General features: G+C 63.3%; 16 protein-coding genes. 10 read left to right on the top strand and 6 right to left on the bottom strand.

Annotated features, from left to right (window positions below):
* The first annotated feature begins 2 nt into the window (after positions 1–2).
* The 5 genes from MKZ91_RS18020 to gshB all read left to right on the top strand — a co-directional run bounded on the left by MKZ91_RS18020 (position 3) and on the right by gshB (position 5,119).
* The gene (locus tag MKZ91_RS18020; RefSeq protein ID WP_336172436.1) at positions 3–1,007 is read left to right on the top strand and encodes an ABC transporter permease subunit; all 1,005 of its coding nucleotides are present in this window, start codon (positions 3–5) and stop codon (positions 1,005–1,007) included.
* A 10-nt stretch (positions 1,008–1,017) separates the two neighbouring features.
* Positions 1,018–1,860 (top strand): sn-glycerol-3-phosphate ABC transporter permease UgpE, encoded by an 843-nt coding sequence (ugpE, locus tag MKZ91_RS18015; RefSeq protein WP_336172435.1) that lies wholly within the window; start codon positions 1,018–1,020, stop codon positions 1,858–1,860.
* A gap of 66 nt (positions 1,861–1,926) precedes the next feature.
* Complete coding sequence (locus MKZ91_RS18010; protein ID WP_336172434.1) at positions 1,927–3,039, top strand: sn-glycerol-3-phosphate import ATP-binding protein UgpC; 1,113 nt, start codon at positions 1,927–1,929, stop codon at positions 3,037–3,039.
* Positions 3,036–4,025 (top strand): endonuclease, encoded by a 990-nt coding sequence (locus MKZ91_RS18005; protein ID WP_336172433.1) that lies wholly within the window; start codon positions 3,036–3,038, stop codon positions 4,023–4,025. The genes MKZ91_RS18010 and MKZ91_RS18005 overlap by 4 nt, the downstream gene beginning before the upstream one ends.
* A gap of 146 nt (positions 4,026–4,171) precedes the next feature.
* Positions 4,172–5,119 (top strand): glutathione synthase, encoded by a 948-nt coding sequence (gene gshB / locus MKZ91_RS18000; protein WP_336172432.1) that lies wholly within the window; start codon positions 4,172–4,174, stop codon positions 5,117–5,119.
* Between the two features lie 118 nt (positions 5,120–5,237).
* Here the strand turns inward: gshB and MKZ91_RS17995 are convergent, their stop codons facing one another.
* A complete protein-coding gene (locus MKZ91_RS17995; protein WP_336172431.1) occupies positions 5,238–6,083 on the bottom strand; it encodes a LysR family transcriptional regulator in 846 nt (281 codons plus the stop codon).
* A gap of 128 nt (positions 6,084–6,211) precedes the next feature.
* Between MKZ91_RS17995 and MKZ91_RS17990 the strand changes: the two genes are divergently transcribed.
* The gene (locus tag MKZ91_RS17990; protein WP_336172567.1) at positions 6,212–7,195 is read left to right on the top strand and encodes a zinc-dependent alcohol dehydrogenase family protein; all 984 of its coding nucleotides are present in this window, start codon (positions 6,212–6,214) and stop codon (positions 7,193–7,195) included.
* Positions 7,196–7,336: 141 nt separating this feature from the next.
* On the top strand, positions 7,337–8,869 hold the full coding sequence (locus tag MKZ91_RS17985) for a YifB family Mg chelatase-like AAA ATPase (protein ID WP_336172430.1): 1,533 nt from the start codon (positions 7,337–7,339) through the stop codon (positions 8,867–8,869).
* A gap of 253 nt (positions 8,870–9,122) precedes the next feature.
* On the opposite strand, the gene cysK is transcribed toward MKZ91_RS17985, so the two are convergent.
* Positions 9,123–10,091, bottom strand: coding sequence for a cysteine synthase A (gene cysK, locus MKZ91_RS17980; protein ID WP_336172429.1), 969 nt, complete (start codon positions 10,089–10,091; stop codon positions 9,123–9,125).
* A 139-nt stretch (positions 10,092–10,230) separates the two neighbouring features.
* Entirely contained in the window at positions 10,231–10,848 is a 618-nt protein-coding gene (locus tag MKZ91_RS17975) for a LysE family translocator (protein ID WP_336172428.1), read from the bottom strand.
* A 173-nt stretch (positions 10,849–11,021) separates the two neighbouring features.
* Here MKZ91_RS17975 and MKZ91_RS17970 point away from each other — a divergent pair, with 173 nt between their 5' ends.
* Complete coding sequence (locus tag MKZ91_RS17970; RefSeq protein ID WP_336172427.1) at positions 11,022–11,654, top strand: LysE family translocator; 633 nt, start codon at positions 11,022–11,024, stop codon at positions 11,652–11,654.
* Positions 11,655–11,672: 18 nt separating this feature from the next.
* Here the strand turns inward: MKZ91_RS17970 and MKZ91_RS17965 are convergent, their stop codons facing one another.
* Positions 11,673–11,978 (bottom strand): NIPSNAP family protein, encoded by a 306-nt coding sequence (locus MKZ91_RS17965; RefSeq protein ID WP_336172426.1) that lies wholly within the window; start codon positions 11,976–11,978, stop codon positions 11,673–11,675.
* A complete protein-coding gene (locus MKZ91_RS17960) occupies positions 11,975–12,889 on the bottom strand; it encodes a DMT family transporter (RefSeq protein ID WP_336172425.1) in 915 nt (304 codons plus the stop codon). The genes MKZ91_RS17965 and MKZ91_RS17960 overlap by 4 nt, the downstream gene beginning before the upstream one ends.
* 132 nt (positions 12,890–13,021) lie before the next feature.
* Between MKZ91_RS17960 and MKZ91_RS17955 the strand changes: the two genes are divergently transcribed.
* A complete protein-coding gene (locus MKZ91_RS17955) occupies positions 13,022–13,459 on the top strand; it encodes an Lrp/AsnC family transcriptional regulator (protein WP_336172424.1) in 438 nt (145 codons plus the stop codon).
* A gap of 106 nt (positions 13,460–13,565) precedes the next feature.
* Here the strand turns inward: MKZ91_RS17955 and dut are convergent, their stop codons facing one another.
* Positions 13,566–14,039, bottom strand: a complete 474-nt coding sequence (dut, locus tag MKZ91_RS17950; protein WP_336172423.1) for a dUTP diphosphatase — start codon at positions 14,037–14,039, stop codon at positions 13,566–13,568.
* A 91-nt stretch (positions 14,040–14,130) separates the two neighbouring features.
* On the opposite strand from dut, the gene MKZ91_RS17945 reads away from it, so the two are divergent.
* Positions 14,131–15,714 (top strand): peptide chain release factor 3, encoded by a 1,584-nt coding sequence (locus MKZ91_RS17945; RefSeq protein WP_336172422.1) that lies wholly within the window; start codon positions 14,131–14,133, stop codon positions 15,712–15,714.
* Positions 15,715–15,781 lie beyond the last annotated feature (67 nt).

Below are 15,781 nucleotides of genomic sequence, written 5' to 3'. Positions count from 1 at the left end.
CCATGACGACCGCGACAGATCTCCTCCCCGCATCGCGGGGAGGGACCGGAACAACGACCGGGGGGCGTCGCTTCGGCGCCTTCCGGCTTTTCGGTGGCCAGTCGAGTGGTGGAGGTGAGAGCGCGGCAAAACGCGTTCAGTTCTCCTCGCCGTTCCTGCCCTACCTCTTTCTCGCGCCGCAGCTCGCGATCATCTTCATCTTCTTCTACTGGCCGTCCGTCCAGGCGATCCAGTCGTCCTTCTATCTCGAAGACCCCTTCGGCTTCGGCTCGACCTTCGTCGGCATGACCAACTACACCGACGTCTTGAAGTCAGGCGAATATCTCGGCATTGCCCGCTTCACGGCGGTCTTCACGGCGCTCGTCACCTTCTTTGCGCTGTCGATCGGCCTGCTGCTCGCCGTCAAGGCCGATGGCGTCATTCGCGGCAACGCCGCCTACAAGACGCTGCTGATCTGGGTCTATGCCATCGCCCCGCCGGTTGCCGGCCTCATCGGCATGATGTTCTTCGACCAGCATATCGGCCCGATCGTCGAGCTTGCCCGCTGGTTCGGCTGGGACATCAAGGTCGGTCTCAACTACTTCGACACCGCCTTTTCCATGGTGGTGGTCTCGGTCTGGAAACAGATCCCCTACAATTTCATCTTCTTCCTCTCAGGGCTCCAGGGCATTCCGGTCTCGGTGCGCGAGGCGGCGGCGATCGACTGCCGCTCGGGCTTCCGCCGTTTCTGGACGGTCATCCTGCCGCTGCTCGCACCGACCGCCTTCTTCCTTCTGATCATCAACGTCACCTACGCGCTGTTCGACACCTTCGGCGTCATCGACGTGATGGTGAAGGACAAGGCCGCCAACAACCCGATCACCCTTGTCTACAAGGTCTACATGGACGGTTTCCGCGGCAACGATCTTGGCGGCTCGTCGGCCCAGTCGGTGATCCTGATGCTGATCGTCTTCGTTCTCACCATCTTCCAGTTCCGCTTCATCGAGCGGCGCGTGCACTACAACTGAGGTGGGGCCGATGTATCGCACCAAGATTTTCGACCACGTCATCCTCATGTTCGGCGTCTTCATCATGGTGGCGCCGGTTGTCGTCGCCTTCATGACCTCGACGCACGAGGCAGCCGACATTCACCGCAACGGTCTCAGCCTCAGCTGGGGCGGCCATTTCGTCGAGACGTACAAGACGGTTCTGACGCGTGAGGGCGGTTTCACCGGAAAGATCACCGGCTTCAACATGATGCTGAACTCGATGATCCTGGGTCTAGGCTTTGCGGTCGGCAAGATCGTGCTGTCAATGATGGCAGCCTATGCGCTGGTCTATTTCCGCTTTCCGCTCGCGACCTTCTTCTTCTGGGTGATCTTCACCACGCTGCTCCTGCCGCTCGAAGTGCGCATCCTTCCGTCCTACGAAGTGATGAACACGCTGAAGCTGACGAACACCTATACCGGTCTGATCGTACCGCTCTTGGCGTCGGCGACCGGCACCTTCTACTTCCGCCAGTTCTTCAAGTCGGTGCCGGACGAGCTGCTTGAGGCAGCACGCATCGACGGCGCCGGACCGTTCAAGTTCTTCGTCGACGTGCTGGTGCCGCTCTCGCGCACCATGATGGCGGCGATCTTCATCATCATGTTCGTCTATGGCTGGAACCAGTATCTCTGGCCCACCCTGATGACCACCGACGAAGGCTTCTTCACGCTGGTGCGCGGCATCAAGCAGATCCTGCTCGTCTGGGTCGGCTCCAACATCCCCGACTACAACGAGGCCTTTGCGCTGGCGATCCTCGCCATGCTGCCGCCCGTCATGATCGTGGTGATCTTCCAGCGCTGGTTCATCAAGGGCCTGACGGAAAGCGACAAGTAAGCGGAGTGGCGGCGGGGCAAGTGTCCCGTCCGCTCCTGAAACGACACCAATTTCACGGAGGCAGCCATGGCGGCCATTACCATCGCCGAGGTCTCGAAGATCTATCACGGCAATGTCGAGGCGGTAAAATCCGTCTCGATCGATATCGAGGACGGCGAATTCATCGTGCTCGTCGGCCCATCCGGCTGCGGCAAGTCCACGCTCCTGCGCATGGTCGCGGGGCTGGAGACGATTTCCAAGGGGACCGTGACGATCGGCTCGCGGGTCATCAATGACGTCGACCCGGCCGAGCGCGACATCGCCATGGTCTTCCAGAACTACGCGCTCTATCCGCATATGACCGTCTACGAAAACCTCGCCTACGGCCTGAAGAACCGCAAGACGCCGAAGGCCGAGATCGACGCCCGGGTTGCCGAAGCGGCCCGCATGCTGGAGATCGAGCCCTATCTCTCCCGAAAGCCCCGTGCGCTCTCGGGCGGCCAGCGCCAGCGCGTCGCCATGGGCCGCGCCATCGTGCGCAAGCCGGCGGCCTTCCTGTTCGACGAGCCGCTTTCCAACCTCGACGCCAAGCTGCGCGTCTCCATGCGCGGCGAGATCAAGCGGCTGCAGAAGCGCCTTGGCACCACCTCGCTCTATGTTACCCACGACCAGCTCGAGGCGATGACGCTTGCCGACAGGCTGGTGGTCTTGAACGGCGGCCGCATCGAGCAGATCGGCCGCCCGCTCGATGTCTATCACCGCCCGGCCTCGACCTTCGTCGCGAGCTTCATCGGCTCGCCGGCGATGAACCTGATCAAGGGCCAGATCGAAGGCGGCAACCTGCAGATCGGTCTCTACAAGATCGAACTCGGCAACCGCGCGCCAGCGGAAGGTCCGGTCACCGTCGGCCTGCGCGCCGAGGATCTGAAGCTCGCCGGCGTCGGCGAAGATGCCATGCTGTTCCAGGTCGACTACGTCGAGGAACTCGGCGCCCAGCGGCTCGTGCATGGCACCATCGAAGGACAGGCGCTGACGATCGCGCTTTCTCCGGAAACGCCGCTCTCCGGCGATCTCGCTGTGACCATCGCGGTTGATCGCCTGCATTTCTTCGCGCCGGACAGCGGCAAGCGGCTCGAACGCGGCGCTTCCTTTGCGAGCGACGCTCCGGTCGAGACCCACCGTCTGGAGACGGCATCGTGATCCGCGAAACCGTCGAACAGCTTGCCGTTCCATCGCCCGAAATTCGTGCCGGCTTTGCCGACATTGTGCGCACGATTGCGGCCCATGACGCAGCCATGGCCGCACGCCCGGAGATGAACAGCATCGAGGTCGGCGGTGCGCATTCCTTAACTGCGCCGCTTGCCTTCCCCTTCACCGTCGCGGCCTGGAACCTGGAGCGCTGCCTGTTTGCGGCTGAAAGTGCTGCGCACCTTGCCGAGACGCGGGCGCTCGTCGTGTTGCTTTCGGAAATGGACAACGGCATGGCCCGCACCGGCCAGCGTCATCCGACCGCCGAGGTGGCAGCTCATCTCGGCATGACCTATGCCTATGGCATCGAATTCATCGAGCTTGGGCTTGGCTCCGATACCGAGCGCGAATTCTGCGAGGACGAATTCAATGCCAAGGGCTTCCATGGCAACGCGCTGATGGCCGCGGTGCCGCTTGGCCATCCGTTCCTTCTGCGTCTCTGGGGCGAACGCCTCTGGTTTACCGATGGCGAGCAGCCGCGCCTCGGCGAGCGCTTTGCCATCGGCGCGGTGATCGAGACCGAGGCCGGCCCTTTCGTTGCGGTCTCCACCCATCTCGAAAGTGCCACGACCGCCGCCTATCGCGAACGGCAGGTGAAGGAACTGATCGACGCGATCGACGAGGCCTTCCCCGGTTTTCCCGTCTTGATCGGCGGCGATCTCAACACCGGCAACCATGCCGGCGGCGACTTCGAGGCCGAGGGGCTCTTTGCCATGAGCGCTGCCCGCGGCTTCTCACGCCACGGAGGACCGCTCGAGGTGATGACCACCCGGCCGAGCCTGATCACCCGCTGGCCGGAGCGCGCGATGAAGCTCGACTGGTTCCTGTCGCGCGGGCTTAAAATCGGCGAAACCAGGATCATTCCCTCGCTCGACGTGTCCGACCGGCCGCTCTCCGATCACGACCTCATCACCTGTGTCGTCGAAGGCTTCGAATAGCCTCGCCTCTCCTTGCCTAAGGCCCGCCCGCATTCTACATGTTGCGGGCTTTCCAGAGCGGAACGTGGACCTCGGTTGCTCGCGGACGTCCCCCTCTGGCACTTGAAATCGATCGCGCGTGGCCGCGATCCATAGGGGACGGGAAGATGGCGAAAATCGTCAATGTCGGGATCCAGATGGACCATGTGTCGGGCATCAACATTGCGGGGGATTCGACCTTCGCGATGAGCCTCGAGGCACAGGCGCGCGGCTACCGGCTTTTCCACTACACGCCCGAAAAGCTATCGCTGCGTGACGGCAAGGTCTATGCGAGCGCGCAGCAGATGACGCTGCGCGACGTCAAGGGCGACCACTATACGCTCGGCGAGCCGGAGCGTGTCGATCTTTCGACCATGGACGTCATCCTGCTTCGCCAGGACCCGCCCTTCGACATGGCCTACATCACCTCGACGCATCTGCTCGAGCGCCTGCACCCGAAGACGCTCGTCGTCAACGATCCGGCCTGGGTGCGCAATTCGCCGGAGAAGATCTTCGTCACCGAGTTCGCCGACCTGATGCCGAAGACGCTGATCACGCGCGATCCCGCGGAGATCGCCAGCTTCCGCCAGGAGATGGGCGACATCATCCTGAAGCCGCTCTACGGCAATGGCGGCGCCGGCGTTTTCCACTCCACTCGTGACGACCGCAACCTGTCGTCTCTGCTCGAAATGTTCGGTCAGATGTTCCGCGAGCCCTTCATCGCCCAGGAATACCTGCCGGCGGTGCGCAAGGGCGACAAGCGCATCCTGCTCGTCGACGGCGAGCCGGTCGGCGCCATCAACCGCGTTCCGGCCGAGCACGACGCCCGCTCCAACATGCATGCCGGCGGCCGCCCCGAGCCGACCGAGCTGACTGCCCGCGAAAAGGAAATCTGCGCCCGTATCGCACCGGCGCTGAAAGCCCGCGGCTTCCTCTTCGTCGGCATCGACGTCATCGGCGACTACATGACCGAGATCAACGTGACCTCGCCGACGGGCATCCGCGAAGTCAAGAAGTTCGGCGGTGCCGACGTTGCAAGTCTTCTCTGGGATGCGATCGAGCGCAAGCGCGCCTGAACGCAGAGGGCCGGTACCTTCTGTCGATGCGGTGGGGTTCGAAGGAGCGAAATGTTCCTTCACCCGATCTGCCGATGTCGCGGCTGCCCTCCGCGTCGGCGCTGTAAAAAACTGTCGGTCAGAGGCCGTTTAACACAGCGTCCAGCACAACCCGCAGCCGGCGGAGACGTCTGAGGTCGCCGTGGTAGCCGACCCAGGCATCGCGTGTTGGCGGCGGCGGTTCGATGGCGATGCGAACGAGTCCGGGCATGTGCTGCGCGAGCAGGTTTGGCAGGACGGCGATGCCAGCGCCGGAAAGGACGGCTTTCGCCTGGACCTCCCGATTGTTGCTGCGAAAGCCGATGCTTGCCTGCGGGAACGTCTCCCGAAGCCAAGTGGCGTCGGGTAGCGTCTCGAACGCGTGGTCCATCGTCACCAGCCTGATGCCGGATCCGCCTGAGATCCCGGGATCGGCCGTGCCGGCTATCCCGTAGAGCCCATAGTCGAGCCGGGTCAGCTTGCGCTGGATCACGCCGCTCTCCTTGAACGGGGTGATCCGGAACGCCAGATCCGCCTCGCGCCGGGCGAGGCTGAAGATGCGGGCATCGGTCAGAAGCTCGATCGTTAGCTGCCGGTGTTCCGCCACGAGCTTCGCGAGGAGCGGCGTCAGCACATAAGTCCCGAACCACTCCGAACTGGCAATCCGCACTGTGCCTTCAAGCTGTTTGCCCTGACCGTCGAGCTCCCGCTCGAACGACAGTGCCTCTTCCTCCATTCGTTCGGCATGCGCCAAAACGGCGGACCCTTCGTCGGTCAGCACGAAGCCGTCACTCGTGCGCTGAAACAGCGCGTGGCCGACCGCCTCTTCCAGTGCCTTCAGGCGTCGCCCCATGGTCGGCTGGCTCTGCCCGAGCGCGCGGGCGGCCGCACCCAGTGTGCCGTTTCGTGCGATAGCCAGGAAGATCTTGACGTCGCTCCAGTCCATACTTCTGTCCATGCGATTTTGAATGGGAAGCAGTCGAAGTCGTAAGTTTCAAACAGAAGCATCTACGCCCATCTTCGTCTCGTCAACAGCGCGACGGAGATAGAGAGATGTCCAAGAAGCAAAAGACGATGCGTGCAGCCCTGCTCGAAGCCCATGGCGGACCGTTCAGGCTGGCTGAGATTGCCCGGCCGGAACCCGGCCAGGGCGAAGTTCTGGTGCGGATCCATGCAAGCGGCGTCAACCCGTTGGACATCAAGATCCGCGCCGGCACCGCCGCGCACGCCAGGCATCCCCTGCCGGCGATCCTGGGCATCGATCTCGCCGGCGTGGTCGAGGCCGTTGGGGCCGAAGTGAAAGCATTTCGCCCGGGAGACGAAGTTTACGGAATGACCGGAGGGGTCGGTGGTATTCAGGGATCGCTTGCTGAGTACGCCGCCGTCGATGCACGTCTCATCGCCCGCAAGCCGGCCAATCTCGGCTTTGGCGAGGCAGCGGCCTTGCCGCTCGTTTTCATCACCGCCTGGGAAGGGCTTGTGGATCGAGCCGGCGTGCGCGCCGGCCACAAAGTGCTGATCCAGGGTGGCGCCGGCGGCGTCGGCCATGTCGCCGTCCAGATCGCGCGCGCCTTCGGGGCCGATGTCTATGCCACCGGCAGTGCCGGACAGCGGCAAGCGATCGAAACGCTTGGAGCGACCGCGATCGACTACCGCGCTGAGACGGTCGAGGACTATGTCGCCGCCCATACCGACGGCGCGGGCTTTGACACTGCCTATGACACCGGCGGTGGCGCCATCCTCGATGCGTCTTTTGCGGCGATCAGGCGCTTCGGTCATGTCGTCAGTTGCCTTGGCTGGGGCAATCACGCGCTGGCGCCCCTGTCGTTTCGGGGTGGCAGTTATTCCGGCGTCTTCACGCTGCTGCCGCTTTTGACCGGGATCGGGCGGGAGCATCATGGCGCCATCCTGGCTGAGGCGACCCGCCTGGCGGAGGCGGGCAAGCTCGCGCCGATCGTCGAAGCCAGGTCATTCTCCCTTGGCGAGGTCGCGGCTGCGCACGTCATAGTCGAGGACCGTAGTGCGCGCGGCAAGGTCGTGGTGGATGTGACGCGCTGAAAGCATGGTCCCGGGCGAGCCAGGAGGCAATCGGCCACCGGGCTTACGGCCAAATGTTCTTTAATTGTTCTTGTTTTTGTACGCGAACCGTGCAAGACTCCATTCTGCAACCCAGAGCGGTTGCGGGGCGAGGGAGCAAACATGGTCGCGCGTGTCAGCACGGTCGCATTTCAGGGTATCGAGGGTGTTCCGGTCGATGTTCAGGTGATGGTTGCACCCGGCAAGGTCGGCATGCAGATCGTCGGCCTGCCCGACAAGGCGGTCGCCGAAAGCCGAGAGCGGGTGCAGGCGGCCCTTCATGCCTCCGGCCTCGCTCTGCCGGCCAAGCGCGTCACCGTCAATCTGGCGCCTGCCGACCTGCCCAAGGAGGGCAGCCATTTCGACCTCGCAATCGCGCTTGGACTGATGGCAGCACTCGGCGCCATCCCCGGCGATGCGCTTGCCCCCTATGTCGTGATCGGCGAGCTCAATCTCGATGGCACCATTGCCGCCGTCGCCGGTGCGCTTCCCGCTGCGATCGGCGCGAATGCGCTCGGCAAGGGGCTGATCTGCCCGGCCGAAAGCGGGCCGGAAGCGGCCTGGGCGGGTGCGGAGATCGACATTCTCGCGCCGCGCAGCCTGATCGCGATCGCCAATCACTTTCGCGGAACGCAGGTGCTGTCGCGGCCCGAGGCTGCGATCCGCTCAAGCGCAGCCAACCTGCCCGATCTCGGCGACATCAAGGGCCAGGAAAGCGCCAAGCGGGCGCTGGAGGTGGCGGCCGCCGGCAACCACAATCTGCTGATGGTCGGCCCGCCCGGTTCGGGCAAGTCGATGCTCGCCGCCCGCCTGCCGTCGATCCTGCCGCCGCTCAATCCGGCCGAGCTGCTCGAAGTGTCGATGATCCACTCGATCGCCGGGCAATTGCCGGGCGGCAAGCTCTCGGACCGGCGGCCGTTCCGCACGCCGCATCATTCCGCAACCATGGCGGCCATGGTCGGCGGTGGCTTGCGTGCCAAGCCCGGCGAAGCCTCGCTTGCCCACAACGGTGTGCTGTTCCTCGACGAGTTTCCGGAGTTTACGCCACAGGTTCTCGACGCGCTACGCCAGCCGCTCGAAACCGCCGAGTGCATCATTGCGCGGGCCAACCACCGTGTCAGCTATCCCGCGGCAATCCAGCTCGTCGCCGCCATGAACCCCTGCCGCTGCGGCATGGCGGGTGAACCCGGCCGCAGCTGCGCCCGCGGTCCGCGCTGCATGGCCGACTATCAGGCGCGTATCTCCGGGCCGTTGATGGACCGGATCGACATCCGCATCGACGTGCCGGCCGTCAGCGCCGCCGATCTCCTGAAGCCGGCCGCGGCCGAAAACAGCGAGGTGGTCGCGCGGAGGGTTGCCCGGGCCCGCGCCCTGCAGGGCGACCGCTTTGCCACCCTCGGCCACGCGGATCTGACGAGCAACGCCCGGGCGTCGACCACGATAATCGAAAAGATCGCCGCTCCCGATGCGTCGGGACTGCAGCTTCTGCGCGACGCCGCCGAGAAGATGAAGTTCTCTGCCCGCGGCTACCATCGGGTGCTCAAGGTGGCGCGCACGCTCGCCGATCTCGACGGTGCGATCACCGTCGGCCGCATCCATCTCGCCGAGGCGATTTCCTATCGCATCGCCGGCGAACGCCTGCAGGCGGCGGCTTAGCAAACGCCTGCACGATCCATGTCGCCAGTCTTGCGAGACCCTGCCTATTGGTCGGGTCGGTGATGAACACAGCCGGACGAGGTTGCTCAATGTGGTTCCGCCAGAAACAGAGGCTGGCCGAAGTCACGCTACGCATCTGTTTTTCGTGAACGAGAGACGCGCTCCTTCCCGCACAGGAGGCACTTCAGCAGATGTTGGAAACAAAAAGGGCGCCTCGGGGCGCCCCTTCCGAACGTTGAAGATTAAAACCTGATCAGCCGCCGAGGCCTTCAAACAGCGCCGTAGAGAGATAGCGCTCGGCGAAGGACGGAATGATGACGACGATGGTCTTGCCGGCGTTTTCCTCGCGCTGGCCGACCTCGATCGCCGCAGTGAGTGCGGCGCCGGCGGAAATGCCGACCGGCACGCCCTCGAGCTTGGCGACAAGGCGGGCGACCTCGATCGCTTCGCCGCTGTTGACGGTGACGATCTCGTCATAGATCGAGGTGTCGAGGATCGCTGGCGCAAAGCCCGCGCCGATTCCCTGGATCTTGTGCGGGCCGGGCGTGCCGCCGGAAAGGACAGGGGATTCCTCCGGTTCGACCGCAATCACCTTGATCGAGGGCTTGCGTGCCTTCAGCACCTGGCCGGCGCCGGTGATCGTGCCGCCGGTGCCAATGCCCGACACGAAGATGTCGACGGCGCCGTCCGTGTCGTTCCAGATCTCTTCAGCGGTCGTCTTGCGATGGATTTCCGGGTTGGCCGGGTTTTCGAACTGCTGCGGGATGATGGCGTCGGGCAGGGTCTCGACCAGTTCCTGCGCCTTGGCGATCGCGCCCTTCATGCCCTTGGCGCCTTCGGTCAGCACCAATTCGGCACCCAAGAGCGCCAGCATCTTGCGTCGCTCGACCGACATGGTCTCCGGCATCGTCAAGATCAGCTTGTAGCCCTTGGCGGCGGCGACGAAGGCAAGCGCGATGCCGGTATTGCCCGAGGTCGGCTCGACCAGCGTCGTGCGGCCGGGCACGATCTTGCCCTGGGCTTCAAGGCTCTCGATCATCGCCACGCCGATGCGGTCCTTGACCGAGGCGATCGGGTTGAAGAATTCGAGCTTGGCGAGCAGGTTTGCCTTCACGCCCTTTTCCTTCGCCAGCTTGTCCAGCCGCACAATGGGAGTATCGCCGATCGTTTCCGTAATCGAGGAATAGACGCGGCCGCGGCCGGGCTTGCGTGTGTCGGACATCAAGTTTCTCCCTTGGACGTAAAATGTTCAGGATATGAGAATAGGGACTACCTCTGCCCTATTCCAGAACAGCAACGACGAAGCAACGATCCGCCGGAGGAAAAAGCACCGGCGAAGTCGTTGTTCGGGAAAAGTTTTTTCAGCTCGCGCGGACGGCGATATAGGCGGCCGTGCCGGCAAGCACGCTAGCAGCGACCCGGTTCAGCGCCTTGAGGGCTTTCGGTTGCTTCAGCAGCAGTCGCGCGCGTGATGCGAGCAGCATGTAAGGTACGAGCACCGCCAGAAGCACAAGGAAGGTTGCCGTCAGAAGCAGGCCGTAATCGCTTGGGCCGATCGCCTGGATGTCGATCAGCGTCGGCACCAGCGCGACGTAAAACAGCATCGTCTTCGGATTGCCGAGCGTGATCAGCAGGCCGGACAGGAAAGACATGGCGGCACTCGTCGAGGGCTTCGCCTTGATATCCTCCGGCAGCAGGCCTGCGCTCCAGAGCTTCCAGGCGATGTAGCCGAGATAAAGGACGCCGGCGAACTTCACCACCAGGAACACTGTCGTGAAGGATTGCGCGATCAGCGCCAGCCCAAGAACGACGGCCGTCAGATAGACCATGTCGCCGAGCGCGATGCCGAGCCCCATGAAGAAGGTTTCGCGGAAGCTGGAGCCGAGCGCACGGGCGACCAGAGCTGTGACGCCGGGACCTGGAATGGCCGCAGCGATGAAGAGTGCGCCGCTATAGGCGATGAGTGCCGCGAGCGTCATGGACGATCCTTCCGATGGTGATGCAGCCTTTTAGCGCAAAGCGCTAAAAAAGGGAATTCACGGAACGACGGCTTGTCGGTGCTTCGCGACAAAATTGACCGGGTGACAAGTCTGGCATTGTCGGTTGTCGCGGGATGCGTAGAGCTGCATGAAACGAGCAAAAAGGCGTCCCCATGCCCGAATTGAAAGACATGATCGGTTTTGCCCTCTTGGCTCTCGGCATGGTGCTGACACCGGGGCCGAACATGATCTACCTGATCTCGAGGTCGATCAGCCAGGGGCCCGCGGCTGGATTGATTTCGCTTGGCGGCGTGGCGCTCGGTTTCGTCGTCTACATGGTTTCGGCAGCGCTCGGCATCACGGCGCTGCTCCTCGCCGTGCCCTTCGCCTATGATGCGCTGAGGATTGCCGGCGCCGGTTACCTTCTTTATTTGGCCTGGCAGGCGGTAAAGCCCGGCGGACGCTCGCCGTTTCAGGTTCGCCATCTGCCGAAGGACGGGCCGAGGAAGCTGTTTGTCATGGGCTTTCTGACCAGCTTGCTCAATCCCAAGGTGGCAGTTCTCTACCTGTCCCTGCTGCCGCAGTTCATCCGGCCGGAGCTTGGCAACGTGCTCGGCCAGTCGCTGGTCTTCGGTTCGATCCAGATCATGACCAGTGTTTCCGTCAATGCGATGATCGCGCTTGCCGCCAGCGGCATTTCGGCCTTCCTCGCCGGACGGCCGCTGTTCATGGTGGTCCAGCGCTGGGCAATGGGCACGGCGCTCTTCGGCTTCGCACTCAGCATGGCGGCCGAAGCGCGGCGCTAGTTCCGATGCCGTTCGGCCTTATTCGAATACGGGCCGCATGAAGCTGCGCTCGTAGCTTAGGATGCAGCGGGTCTTTTCGGCATAGGCGAAAGCCTCCCGGCACTCCGTATCAGCGGCCATCTCTTTCCGATAGGCCTCATAGGCAGCAAGGCTCGGGAAGCTGAAGAGGGCGAGCGCGATGTTGTTTGCCCCTTCATGCGGCAAGAAATAGCCGTGATGCGTGCCGCCGAGGCGATTGACGAGCGGGATCCAAAGTCTGGCGTAGTGTTCGAATTCGGCGGCCTTGTAGGGGTCGATGACGTATTTGAGGTAGCAGGTGATCATGCGGTTCTCCCTTCGCGTTGCCGCTTGATAGAAGAGGGAAGACGAAGTTTCCAGCCGAGATTCATGCCGGCGGCGGCGATCAGGATCGCGACGGAGCCGAGGATCTGGATGGGCTGCAATTGATGGCCGAAGGCTAGGCGATCGACGACGACGGCGGCGATCGGATAGACGAAAGACAGCGCTCCGGTCATGTGCGTCGGCAGCCGCTGGATCGCACCATAGAGCAGCACATACATCAGCCCTGTATGGATGACGCCGACAGCGACGAGGATCGACCATTGCGCGGCACCTGACGGGGCAGGGGCGGTCAACGCCAGTGGCGCGAGCATCAGCGTCCCGGTGATCACCTGGATCAGCGCGATCAGGTGTGGCGGCGTGCCCTTGAGCAGCTTCGTCGCAATCGCCGCGATCGCATAGAAGAAGGCGGCGCCGATCGAAAGCGCAATGCCGATCAGATAGCTCTCCGTGGCGGAACCATGGCCCGGCTTGGCTGCGACGATCGCCAGCATGCCGGCGAAGGAGACGGAGAGCCAGAAGATCTTCATGGCCGTGATCTTCTCGCCGAGAAACAGGGCGCCAAGCCCCAAGAGCATGAAGGGCTGCGTGTTGTAGACCATGGTGGCGATCGAGATCGATGCGTGGGAGTAGGCGGCAAAGAGCAGCAGCCAATTGACGACGATGGCGATGCCGCCGGCAACCGACAGCAACAGCATGCGACGGCTGAAATGGCGGCGGTCAAGCAGGCCGAGGAACCACGCAATGCCAACGAGCGTCGCGGCCCCGAAGACGCAGCGCCAGAAAACGACGCTCGTCACCGGCTGGCCCGACATCAGCACGAACCAGCCGATGGTGCCTGAGATCAGCATCGCTGCCGTCATCTCGATGCTGCCGCGTCTGAGTTCCGAATTCATGGTCATCGCTCCCTGATTTGTGATCCGAGAATAACCGGCTGGGCCAGCGTTTTCCATGGATCGCAAAAGGCAGATATGCCACAATGCCTAATCTTTTAAGGCAAGTTTGCAGCATTAACTCACGGTGATGTGATGTTGGATGAGATAGACCGGCGAATCCTCGATATCCTGTCGGGCAACGCGCGAGTTTCGCTGAAGGATCTGGCGCAGGAGGCGGGGTTGTCCTCGCCGAGTGCTGCCGATCGGCTGCGTAAGCTGGAAGAGCGCGGCATTCTCGACGGCTTCACCATCGCGCTCAATCCGCTGAAGCTCGGCTATCCGCTGCAGGCGGTGATCCGCGTGCGCCCGATGCCGGGCATGCTGCACATCGTCGAGCGGCTCATTCAGGACACGCCCGAAATCGTCGAATGCGACAAGGTCACCGGCGACGATTGCTTTATCGCCAAGCTCTTCGTGCGCGACATGGCGCAATTGGACACGATCCTCGATCGGATCGCCGAGAAGGCGCAGACCAACACCTCGATCGTCAAGTCGTCGCCGGTGAAGCGTCGTCTGCCGCCCTTGATCTAAAAGCAATTCCAGGAAAAGTGCGAAGCGGTTTTCCGTCCGGATTTGCGGAGCTTGAACTCAATTCCAGGAAAAGTGCGAAGCGGTTTTCCGTCCGGAATCGCGTCGCTCAGACCCCGGTCGAGCCGAAACCGCCAGCGCCACGCATTGTCTCGCTGGCATTGTCGGTTTCACGCACGTCGACCTGGGTCACCGGCGCGATCACCATCTGCGCAATGCGCATGTCGCGCGCGATGAGGAAATCCTCGTCGCCGAGATTGACGAGCAGCACTTTCACCTCGCCGCGATAGTCGCTGTCGATCGTGCCTGGCGTGTTGAGGCAAGTGATGCCGTGCTTGAAGGCAAGGCCTGAGCGCGGGCGGATCTGGGCTTCATAGCCCGCCGGCACCTCGAAAACGAAGCCCGTCGGCACCAGCGCGCGCTTGCCAGGCATCAGCATCAGCGGCCGGTCGGCAGGGACAGCGGCGCGCAGATCCATGCCGGCGGCGCCCGAAGTCTCATAAGCGGGCAGGTCCAGGCCCTCGCCATGCGACAGGCGAACGAGGTTGAGGGTCGGGCGAGATTCGGAAGTGTGCGTGCTCATGGGGCCATAAGCCGGGCGGTGGGCGTCTCGGTCAATTGCATAATCGGGCCTGAGCCTGTAAAGGACGCGGCAACTCACAGGATTCTACGACATGGCTGAAACTCTCGCCGAGGCGGTCTCCCGCCGCCGCACATTTGCGATTATTGCCCACCCGGACGCCGGTAAGACCACGCTCACCGAAAAGCTGCTGCTGTTCGGCGGCGCCATCCAGCTCGCCGGTGAAGTCAAGGCCAAGAAAGATCGCATCCAGACCCGTTCGGACTGGATGAAGATCGAGCGCGAGCGCGGCATCTCGGTCGTCACCTCGGTCATGACCTTCGAGTATGGCGGCAACGTCTTCAACATTCTCGATACGCCCGGTCACGAAGACTTCGCTGACGACACCTATCGCACGCTGACGGCGGTGGATGCGGCCGTCATGGTCATCGACGCCGCCAAGGGTATCGAGCCGCGCACGCTGAAGCTCTTCGAAGTCTGCCGCATGCGCGATATCCCGATCATCACCTTCGTCAACAAGATGGACCGCGAGAGCCGCGATCCCTTCGAGATCCTCGACGAAGTCGAGGAAAAGCTGGCGCTCGACTGCGCGCCGGTCACCTGGCCGATCGGCCGCTCGAAGACCTTCTGCGGTTCCTATCACCTCGCCAACAACACGGTGCGCGGTTCTGACACGCAGGAAATCCCGACCAAGGTCAACGGCCCGGAGATGGCCTCGCACCGCCTGCCGGAAAACGAGCGCGACGCCTTCACCGACGAGCTGTCGCTGGCGATCGAGGCCTGCAAGCCCTTCGACAAGAAGGCCTTCCTCGAAGGTCACCTGACGCCGGTCTTCTTCGGCTCGGCGCTGCGCAACTTCGGTGTGCGCGACCTCATCAACGCGCTCGGCGACATCGCGCCGCCGCCGCGCGACCAGGTCGCCGACATCCGCACGGTGCACGCAACCGACGACAAGATGACGGCCTTCGTCTTCAAGATCCAGGCCAACATGGACCCGAACCACCGCGACCGTATCGCCTTTGCCCGCGTCTGCTCCGGCAAGCTCGAGCGCGGTATGAAGGCCCGCCTGTCGCGCACCGGCAAGCAGCTGGGCCTCAGCGCCCCGCAGTTCTTCTTCGCCTCGCAGCGCCAGCTCGCAGACACGGCTTACGCCGGCGACGTCGTCGGCATCCCCAACCATGGCACACTGCGTATCGGCGACACGCTGACCGAGGGCGAGCCGCTTGTGTTCCAGGGCGTTCCGAACTTCTCGCCGGAAATCCTGCGCCGCGTGCGGCTTGAGGATGCGATGAAGGCAAAGAAGCTGAAGGAAGCGCTGCAGCAGATGGCCGAAGAAGGCGTCGTGCAGCTCTTCTCACCCGAGGACGGCTCTCCGGCGATCGTCGGCGTCGTCGGCGCGCTGCAGCTCGACGTGTTGAAGGAGCGCCTCAGCGCCGAATACGGCCTTCCGGTGTCCTTCGAAATGTCGCGCTTCTCCGTCTGCCGCTGGATTTCGGCCGACCAGCCGGCCGAACTCGACAAGTTCGTCACGGCCCGCCGCGGCGACATCGCCCGCGATCTCGATGGCGACCCGGTGTTCCTGGCGCAGGACAGCTTCTCGCTGCGCTACGAAGCCGAGCGCTATCCGGCGATCAAGATGGTCGCGATCAAGGAATATCACGTCGCCAAGGCGGCCTGATCAATTTGCTTTGCCGGCCAGCGCCTGAAGCGCCGGCCGGTTTTCCGGCCGCCGATGCGCCGCGCCT

It is taken from the genome of Ensifer sp. MJa1 (genome assembly GCF_037026475.1).
GTDB lineage: Bacteria > Pseudomonadota > Alphaproteobacteria > Rhizobiales > Rhizobiaceae > Ensifer.
The sequence above is the reverse complement of the archived record's forward strand: the minus strand, read 5'-3'. Positions and strand labels throughout refer to the sequence as shown.

Excerpts from the sequence above, each read along its gene's own strand:
- MKZ91_RS17955 (WP_336172424.1), top strand. The coding sequence starts at position 13,022 with ATGTTGGATGAGATAGACCGGCGAATCCTCGATATCCTGTCGGGCAAC.
- MKZ91_RS17975 (WP_336172428.1), bottom strand. The coding sequence starts at position 10,848 with ATGACGCTCGCGGCACTCATCGCCTATAGCGGCGCACTCTTCATCGCT.
- dut (WP_336172423.1), bottom strand. The coding sequence starts at position 14,039 with ATGAGCACGCACACTTCCGAATCTCGCCCGACCCTCAACCTCGTTCGC.
- MKZ91_RS17985 (WP_336172430.1), top strand. The coding sequence starts at position 7,337 with ATGGTCGCGCGTGTCAGCACGGTCGCATTTCAGGGTATCGAGGGTGTT.
- MKZ91_RS17965 (WP_336172426.1), bottom strand. The coding sequence starts at position 11,978 with ATGATCACCTGCTACCTCAAATACGTCATCGACCCCTACAAGGCCGCC.
- MKZ91_RS17995 (WP_336172431.1), bottom strand. The coding sequence starts at position 6,083 with ATGGACTGGAGCGACGTCAAGATCTTCCTGGCTATCGCACGAAACGGC.
- MKZ91_RS18020 (WP_336172436.1), top strand. The coding sequence starts at position 3 with ATGACGACCGCGACAGATCTCCTCCCCGCATCGCGGGGAGGGACCGGA.
- MKZ91_RS17960 (WP_336172425.1), bottom strand. The coding sequence starts at position 12,889 with ATGAATTCGGAACTCAGACGCGGCAGCATCGAGATGACGGCAGCGATG.
- gshB (WP_336172432.1), top strand. The coding sequence starts at position 4,172 with ATGGCGAAAATCGTCAATGTCGGGATCCAGATGGACCATGTGTCGGGC.
- MKZ91_RS18010 (WP_336172434.1), top strand. The coding sequence starts at position 1,927 with ATGGCGGCCATTACCATCGCCGAGGTCTCGAAGATCTATCACGGCAAT.
- cysK (WP_336172429.1), bottom strand. The coding sequence starts at position 10,091 with ATGTCCGACACACGCAAGCCCGGCCGCGGCCGCGTCTATTCCTCGATT.
- ugpE (WP_336172435.1), top strand. The coding sequence starts at position 1,018 with ATGTATCGCACCAAGATTTTCGACCACGTCATCCTCATGTTCGGCGTC.
- MKZ91_RS17970 (WP_336172427.1), top strand. The coding sequence starts at position 11,022 with ATGCCCGAATTGAAAGACATGATCGGTTTTGCCCTCTTGGCTCTCGGC.
- MKZ91_RS17990 (WP_336172567.1), top strand. The coding sequence starts at position 6,212 with ATGCGTGCAGCCCTGCTCGAAGCCCATGGCGGACCGTTCAGGCTGGCT.
- MKZ91_RS17945 (WP_336172422.1), top strand. The coding sequence starts at position 14,131 with ATGGCTGAAACTCTCGCCGAGGCGGTCTCCCGCCGCCGCACATTTGCG.